This is a genomic window from Blautia sp. AF34-10 (genome assembly GCF_003477865.1).
Taxonomy (GTDB): Bacteria; Bacillota; Clostridia; order Lachnospirales; family Lachnospiraceae; genus Fusicatenibacter; species Fusicatenibacter saccharivorans.
Genome location: NZ_QUED01000049.1, coordinates 1 through 6,357, shown reverse-complemented (window position 1 = coordinate 6,357; position 6,357 = coordinate 1). Strand labels below are relative to the sequence as shown.

Annotated in this window: 4 protein-coding genes and 1 pseudogene; all 5 read left to right on the top strand. The window is 48.6% G+C overall.

The features are described from left to right. Window positions 1-487 precede the first annotated feature (487 nt). The 5 genes and pseudogenes from DWZ60_RS16355 to radA all read left to right on the top strand — a co-directional run bounded on the left by DWZ60_RS16355 (window position 488) and on the right by radA (window position 6,178). Window positions 488-1,252 carry a type III pantothenate kinase gene (locus DWZ60_RS16355; RefSeq protein ID WP_117510241.1) on the top strand — a complete coding sequence of 255 codons (765 nt, stop codon included), beginning with the start codon at window positions 488-490 and terminating at the stop codon, window positions 1,250-1,252. A gap of 79 nt (window positions 1,253-1,331) precedes the next feature. After that, window positions 1,332-1,718, top strand: coding sequence for a GntR family transcriptional regulator (locus tag DWZ60_RS16350; RefSeq protein ID WP_117510240.1), 387 nt, complete (start codon window positions 1,332-1,334; stop codon window positions 1,716-1,718). A gap of 16 nt (window positions 1,719-1,734) precedes the next feature. Then, a pseudogene (locus DWZ60_RS16345) lies at window positions 1,735-4,208 on the top strand (ATP-dependent Clp protease ATP-binding subunit). A gap of 103 nt (window positions 4,209-4,311) precedes the next feature. Further along, window positions 4,312-4,725, top strand: coding sequence for a hypothetical protein (locus DWZ60_RS16340; protein WP_055221437.1), 414 nt, complete (start codon window positions 4,312-4,314; stop codon window positions 4,723-4,725). A gap of 73 nt (window positions 4,726-4,798) precedes the next feature. Then, window positions 4,799-6,178, top strand: a complete 1,380-nt coding sequence (gene radA / locus DWZ60_RS16335) for a DNA repair protein RadA (protein WP_117510238.1) — start codon at window positions 4,799-4,801, stop codon at window positions 6,176-6,178. Window positions 6,179-6,357: the final 179 nt, after the last annotated feature.

Sequence of the window (6,357 nt, the reverse complement as noted above, 5' to 3'; positions counted from 1 at the left end):
TGAGAATGATGTAAAAATGTATGGTACTCAAACACGAATGATGTAAAAATGTATGGTACTCAAACACGATTTGAGCGCGTAAATGACAGCTTCTAGTTTGAGAATGATGTAAAAATGTATGGTACTCAAACCGCTCGCTGCTCACTATCCATCACCGCCTGTTTGAGAATGATGTAAAAATGTATGGTACTCAAACTTTCCACCTCCCCTAAATCTGTAAGTAATGGTTTGAGAATGATGTAAAAATGTATAGTACTCAAACATTTTCAGGGCAAATTCTGCTAAATCGTACGTTTGAGAATGATGTAAAATTTATTTTTGTGAACAACAAGAATAGATAATTCAAAATGAAATATTCAGAAGACAGTATGAAATCGACTTAATTGTCTTTTTCTTGCTGTCTTTTTCCTTGTCTCAAAGCGCCGCACCATGTATAATAAAACCACAAGAATTTCATTTCATAGTTTTTACAGGAGGAACCTGAATCATGATCCTTGCAATAGACATCGGCAACACGAACATCGTCCTTGGGTGTGTGGAAGGGAAAAAAACATACTTTATCGAAAGACTCTCCACGGACAAGGCAAAAACAGAGCTGGAATACGCAGTCAGCCTGAAAAATGTACTGGAACTGTATGAGATTCCGGTGGAGCAGATCGAAGGAGGTATCATCTCTTCCGTTGTTCCGCAGGTGACAGAGCTCTGCCGGAGTGCGGCAGAAAAAGTGATTAAAAAGCCGGTCAAAGTTGTCGGCCCCGGTGTGAAGACCGGACTTAATATCAAACTGGACGACCCCGCAACGGCAGGAAGCGATCTTGTTGTTGTAGCAGTAGCAGCGCTGAATGAATACACATGTCCGCAGATTGTTATCGATATGGGAACTGCCACGACGATGAGTGTACTTGATCAGAAAGGAAGCTTCATCGGAGGCGTGATTCTTCCGGGACTTCGTACTTCGCTGGATGCTCTCGTATCAAATGCCGCGCAGCTTAGCCAGACCAGTCTGACAGCACCGAAAAAAGTCATTGGCAAAAATACGCTGGACTGTATGAAAGGCGGTATGATTTATGGAAACGCTGCCAGCATCGACGGCATGATCGAACGGATGGAAGAAGAACTTGGCTGCAAATGCACGATTGTGGCTACCGGAGGTCTGGCGAAAGCTGTGATTCCGCACTGCAGACATGACATCATCATCGATGAGAATCTGCTCCTGAAAGGTCTTCAGATCATCTACGAGAAAAACAGGTAGGGAAACCGTTTGTTGACAAAGTTTGCGAATTGTTATAACATATGTATAACAAAACGATACGAGAAAGCAGGGTGTAACTATGTATTATGAGACAATACAGATCGATTTCAACAGCGATGAAGCGATCTATATCCAGCTGAGAAATCAGATTATTCTGGGTATTGCCACTTCCAGAATTCAGGAAGGAGATACTCTACCTTCGGTAAGACAGCTCGCAGACAATATCGGAATCAACATGCATACCGTAAATAAGGCCTACAGCGTACTCCGGCAGGAGGGGCTTCTTTCGATTGACCGAAGAAAAGGAGCCGTTATCTCTATCGATGCGGATAAACTGTATGCCATGCAGGAACTGCGCGAAGATCTGCAGGTGATTCTTGCAAAAGCCGTCTGCAAAAATATATCAAAAGAAGAAGTACATCAGCTTGTAGATGAAATTTACAGCAATTACGCAGACGAAACATGAAGGAGACAATAGTATTATGAGAGAAGGATATACCAGTCAGGCAAAAAAAGCACTGGCATATGCGGTTAGGACAGCTGAAAAATGTGGACATAATTACGTAGGAACCGAACACCTTCTGATCGGACTTCTGAACGTGGAGGATGGCACAGCAGGCATGGTGCTTTCTGAGTTTCACGTAGATGCCGGACAGCTTACCGAACTGATTGACCGTCTGATTGCACCAGGCGGAAACACCGTGACCGAATCCCGACCGGGCTATACTCCGCGGGTACGCAGAGTGCTTGAAAATGCAGAAGCGGAGGCAGCGCGTTTTAAGAGCAGAGCTGTGGGAACCGAGCATTTGCTGATCGCAATCTTAAAAGAAAGTGACTGTGTTGCTACCCGTTTGCTTTTTACCATGGGGATCAACATTCAGAAACTATATGGAGCAATCCTTACTGCCATGGGCGAGGCACCGCTGCAGGGCGGTGCAAGCGGAAATGCAAATACCGGCCGCGGACCGCAGACAAGAGGTGGAGCGCAGACCAGCGAAACGCCGGCACTGGACCAGTACAGCCGGGATCTGACTGAGCTTGCGCGCGAAGGAAAACTCGATCCGGTTGTCGGCCGTGGGCAGGAAATTGAGCGTGTCATTCAGATCTTAAGTCGCCGGACAAAAAACAACCCGTGTCTGATCGGAGAGCCGGGTGTCGGAAAAACGGCGATTGCGGAAGGTCTGGCGCAGCGGATTGCCCTTGGCATTGTGCCGGAAACGATCCGCGATAAGCGAGTTGTTGTCCTTGACCTTTCCGGAATGGTAGCCGGAAGCAAATACCGCGGTGAGTTCGAAGAGCGTATCAAACGTGTCGTCAAAGAAGTGACGGACAATGAAAATATTCTGCTGTTCATCGATGAACTTCACACCATCATCGGGGCCGGCGGTGCAGAGGGAGCACTCGATGCATCCAATATCTTAAAACCGTCCCTTTCCCGCGGAGAAATTCAGCTCATCGGTGCAACCACGCTCGAAGAATACCGTAAATACATCGAAAAAGATGCCGCATTGGAGCGCCGTTTCCAGCCGGTCAAAGTAGAAGAACCGACGGAAAGCGAAGCACTTGATATCTTAAAAGGCCTGCGCCCATACTACGAACGCCACCACGGCGTGGAAATCACCGATGAAGCACTGGAAGCAGCCGTAAAAATGAGCGTCCGCTACATCAACGACCGTTTCCTGCCGGATAAAGCCATCGATCTGATCGATGAGGCATCCGCAGGCGTACAGCTCGCCGGCTACCAGGTGCCGGACAACATGGCAAAAGAGGAGCAGACACTGTTCGAAGTACAGAAAGAAAAAGAATCCGCGATCAGTGCCGGCGATTTTGAGCAGGCAAAAGAACTGCAGGCGCGCCAGCAGGAGCTCGAAAAAGATCTGGAGCAGATCCGAAAACGCTTTGAACGCCGTTGCAAAAACAAAAAACTGCAGGTAACAGAAGAAGAAATCGCAAAAACCGTATCCACCTGGACGAAAATTCCGGTACAGCGTCTCGCGGAAGGAGAATCGAAACGTCTGGCAAGACTGGAGCAGACACTCCATAAACGCGTTGTCGGCCAGGAAGAAGCCGTGACAGCTGTGGCAAAAGCCGTAAAACGAGGCAGAGTCGGATTAAAAGACCCGAACCGTCCGACAGGATCCTTCCTGTTTCTTGGACCGACCGGTGTCGGAAAAACAGAACTTTCCAAAGCACTCGCCGAGGCAGTTTTCGGTACAGAGCAGGCCCTGATCCGCGTCGACATGTCGGAGTACATGGAGAAACACAGCGTCTCCAAACTGATCGGATCCCCTCCGGGATACGTCGGCTACGAGGAAGGCGGCCAGCTCTCCGAAAAAGTGCGCCGCAACCCGTACAGTGTGATCCTGTTTGACGAGATCGAAAAAGCGCACCCGGATGTCTTCAACATTCTGCTGCAGGTGCTTGATGATGGCCATATCACCGACGCGCAGGGCAGAAAAGTTGATTTCAAACAGACCTGCATTATCATGACATCCAATGCCGGAGCACAGAACATTGTAGCGCCGAAACGCCTTGGATTCCTTTCGACAGAAGATGAGCGGAAAGACTACGAATACATGAAGGGCCAGGTGATGGAAGAAGTCAAACGGATGTTTAAGCCGGAATTCCTGAACCGAATCGACGAGATATTGTATTCCATCAGCTTACCAAGGCGGATATGAAGAAGATTCTGCAGATTCTGCTCAAAGATCTGGAGCGCCGCTGCAAGGAGCAGATGGACATTGAATTGAAAGTCCGTGACACCGTGAAAGAATATCTCGTGGAAAACAGCTTCGACAGCAAGTACGGTGCCCGCCCGTTAAAACGCGCGATCCAGAGCAAAATTGAGGATCCGCTCGCAGAAGCCATCCTGAACGGAGAAGTGAAAAAAGGCGATACCGTTGCGGCTGGAATGAATAAGAAAGAGATTACATTTAAGGTTCTTGAGAAAAAATAATATAAAATTCCATAAATTATATGGTAAAATCTTTTTGATTATGGTATGATTTTCACAAAGAAACGAAACACCACAAAAGACAAGACCAGGAGGGCATTTACAAATGTCAGTAGTAAAAGAATTAATCCGCACAGAGGCAGACGGAGGCATCAGCTTCGGAGATTATGAGCTTGCGGCAAAGGCAAAAAAATCTGATTTTGAGCACAGAGGAGATCTGTATAAAGTAAAAACCTTTAAGGAAATCACAAAGCTGGAGAGAAACGGACTGTTCGTATACGAATCCGTTCCGGGAACCGCAGTTACCGATCTGAACGTATTCGACGACGGCATGACCTTCAAAGTAGAAGGACCGGAGGATGCACAGATCACCGTTGAAATGGAAGCAGAGACCGAATACAAGGTGCTGCTCGACGGCGTAAACGTTGGCCACATGACCACAAATCTCGGCGGAAAACTTTCCTTCAGCGTAGAGCTGGAAAAAGCAGAGGATGTAGCAGTAGAAATCGTAAAAGCATGATGAAATAAGAAAAGAAGGCTGTCGCAGAACGTGTGCGGCAGCTTTTTTTGACAATTATAAGGGAGACACAACTATGGCAAAAGCAAAAAAAACCGCCTTTTTCTGCCAGAACTGCGGATATGAGTCAGCAAAATGGATGGGCCAGTGTCCGGCGTGCAGAGAATGGAACACGTTTGTGGAGGAACCGACAGCGGCCAAAACACCGGCGGGAACGCAGGGGATCGGAAACCACAGCGCGGCGGGCAGAAAGCCGGTTCATCTGACGGAAATTTCAACAGGAAAAGAGGAGCGCATCCCGACGGGAATCGGAGAACTCGACCGGGTGCTCGGCGGAGGAATCGTGCCGGGTTCCCTGACACTGGTCGGCGGCGATCCGGGAATTGGAAAATCCACACTCCTTCTGCAGGTGTGCCGCATGCTGTCCACAGCAGGACATCAGGTTTTATATATTTCCGGTGAGGAGTCCCTGCGCCAGATCAAACTGCGCGCTGTGCGGATCGGAGAATTTAACGAAAATCTGTCCCTGCTCTGCGAGACGAATCTTGATATCATCCGCGCCGTCATGGAAAAAGAGAAGCCGGAGATGGCCGTCATCGACTCGATCCAGACCATGTACAACGAGGAGGTCAGCTCCGCGCCGGGCAGTGTATCCCAGGTCCGGGAATCGACGAATGTGCTGATGCAGATTGCAAAGGGAATGGGGATTTCGATCTTTATCGTCGGTCATGTGACAAAAGACGGTAATGTGGCCGGCCCGCGTGTGCTGGAACACATGGTAGATACCGTGCTGTACTTCGAGGGCGACCGTCATGCGTCTTACCGGATTCTGCGCGGCGTCAAAAACCGTTTTGGTTCTACAAATGAGATCGGCGTCTTCGAAATGCAGACAGAGGGACTCGTGGAAGTGAAAAATCCATCGGAGTACATGCTGAACGGACGGCCGGAGGGAGCTTCCGGTTCGGTTGTCGCATGCTCCATGGAGGGAACGCGCCCGATCCTGATCGAGATTCAGGCACTGGTCTGCCACAGTAATTTCGGAATCCCGCGCCGCACCGCAGCAGGATGCGATTTCAACCGTGTGAACCTGCTGATGGCAGTGCTGGAAAAACGCGCAAGAGTCAATCTTTCGACAAGCGATGCCTACGTCAACATCGCAGGCGGAATCAAGATGAATGAGCCGGCGATCGATCTTGGCATCGCACTTGCCGTCGTATCGAGCTACAAAGATCAGGTGATCGATGAGAAAACGGTCGTATTTGGCGAGGTCGGCTTAAGCGGTGAGGTCCGCGCCGTCAGCATGGCGGAACAGCGTGTACTGGAAGCAAAAAAACTGGGCTTCGAGCGGGTGATTTTACCTGCTGTCTGCATGAAGTCCGTGGAGAAAATCGGTGGAATCGCACTGATTCCGGTGGAAAATATTCAGGATGCGATTCTGCGCGTGGGGAAAAATTAGAAGGAAGTTGTGGAAAAAGGACCGGCGTGTGATGCGTACGGTCTTTTTTGAAAAATTCAGACAAAATATAAAATATGCAGAATTAACTATATTTTTCTAAAAATAAGAAAATTCGAAAAAAGGTGTTGACTTTTGCTTTGGGCGGTGTTATTATAACTAAGCTGTCAGCGAGAGCTGAT

Bases quoted from the DNA above. Each gene is read 5' to 3' on its own strand.
- DWZ60_RS16355 (WP_117510241.1), top strand. From the start codon at position 488: ATGATCCTTGCAATAGACATCGGCAACACGAACATCGTCCTTGGGTGT.
- DWZ60_RS16350 (WP_117510240.1), top strand. From the start codon at position 1,332: ATGTATTATGAGACAATACAGATCGATTTCAACAGCGATGAAGCGATC.
- DWZ60_RS16340 (WP_055221437.1), top strand. From the start codon at position 4,312: ATGTCAGTAGTAAAAGAATTAATCCGCACAGAGGCAGACGGAGGCATC.
- radA (WP_117510238.1), top strand. From the start codon at position 4,799: ATGGCAAAAGCAAAAAAAACCGCCTTTTTCTGCCAGAACTGCGGATAT.